Source organism: Micromonospora sp. NPDC049240 (assembly GCF_040647835.1).
In the GTDB taxonomy this organism is placed as follows: domain Bacteria; phylum Actinomycetota; class Actinomycetes; order Mycobacteriales; family Micromonosporaceae; genus Micromonospora.
This window is the reverse complement of the sequence record NZ_JBEZCX010000058.1, coordinates 1-1,239: the sequence shown is the minus strand read 5'-3', so window position 1 is coordinate 1,239 and position 1,239 is coordinate 1. Positions and strand designations below refer to the sequence as shown.

Sequence of the window (1,239 nt, the reverse complement as noted above, 5' to 3'; positions counted from 1 at the left end):
GGGGATGCTCCTATGGAAGTCAAGGGGTGTTGAGGGTGGTGAAGTCAGCGAGGAGGGCGGTGTGGACCTCGCGGACGATGTAGCGCTTGAGGCAGCGCATGATTTCTTTCTTGTTGAGGCCTTGTTTGGTGCGTTTGTCGACGTAGGCGCGGGTGCGGGGGTCGTGGCGCATGCGGACCAGGGCGATGGTGTGCAGGGCTGAGTTGGCGGCTCTGTCGCCGCCTCGGTTGAGGCGGTGGCGATCGGTGCGTCCTGAGCTGGCGGGGATAGGCGCGGCGCCGCAGAGGTGGGCCAGGGCGGCTTCGGAGCGGAGTCGGTCGGGGTTGTCGCCGGCGGTGGTGAGTAGTTGTCCGGCGACGTCGGTGCCGATGCCGTAGACGGCGTGCAGGTGTGGGGCGGTGCGGGCAACGGCGGGTCGTAGCCGCCGGTCGGCTTGGGTGATCTCGGCGGTCAGGGCCTGGATCCGGGCGGCGATGGCGGCCAGGGCGGCTTTGGTGGCCTCGACGGGATCAGTGAGTCGGGTCTGGTCGACGGGTAGCGCGGCGCACCGGTCGACCAGCGGTGGTCCCGGCTGGCTGAGGTCGTGGCGCAGGGACTCCGGAGCAGAGGCGACCAGGCCGTGGAGCTGGTTGAGCGCGGCGGTGCGGGCCTTCACCGCGCCGCGGCGGGCCACCCGCAGGGCGCGGATGGCCTCGACCGGGCCGGTGCGGGTCTTCGGCGTGCCGCTGGCCTGTCCGGACAGGGCCGCCCGGGCTGCGGCAAGCGCGTCGAGAGGGTCGGACTTGCCCTTGGCCCGGCGGGCTCGCCGGTCCGGACGGTCGACCTCGACCACAGCGACGCCCTCAGCGGTGAGGTGGCGAGCCAGTCCCGCACCGTAGGTGCCGGTGCCCTCCACCCCAACCTTGATCACCTGCCCGAATCGGCGTAGCCAGGCCAGTAGTTGCCGGTAACCCGCCGCCGACGCGGGAAACTCCTGGTCACCCAGTACCCGGCCAGCACCGTCGATGACGGCGGCGTGATGAGTCTTACCGTGGGTGTCGACACCACCTGTGACCTGACGCTTCTTGGCTGCCATGCTGGAACCGTCGTCCCTCTCGCTTGCACCGAACAGGGTCGGCACGCACCGCCGGGACGGGCGGACAGGACAGTGACGGGACCTCTTGCACAGGCTCCTATCAGGTCACGAACGCCCAGCAGGTGAGTGCAGGAACGGGTCACCCGGGCAAGTCGACGAATCCC

Annotated in this window: 1 protein-coding gene; it reads right to left on the bottom strand. The window is 70.1% G+C overall.

All coding sequences use genetic code 11. The features are described 5' to 3' along the window. Positions 1–19: 19 nt before the first annotated feature. The gene (locus tag AB0B02_RS31870) at positions 20–1,075 is read right to left on the bottom strand and encodes an IS110 family transposase (protein ID WP_357306822.1); all 1,056 of its coding nucleotides are present in this window, start codon (positions 1,073–1,075) and stop codon (positions 20–22) included. Positions 1,076–1,239: the final 164 nt, after the last annotated feature.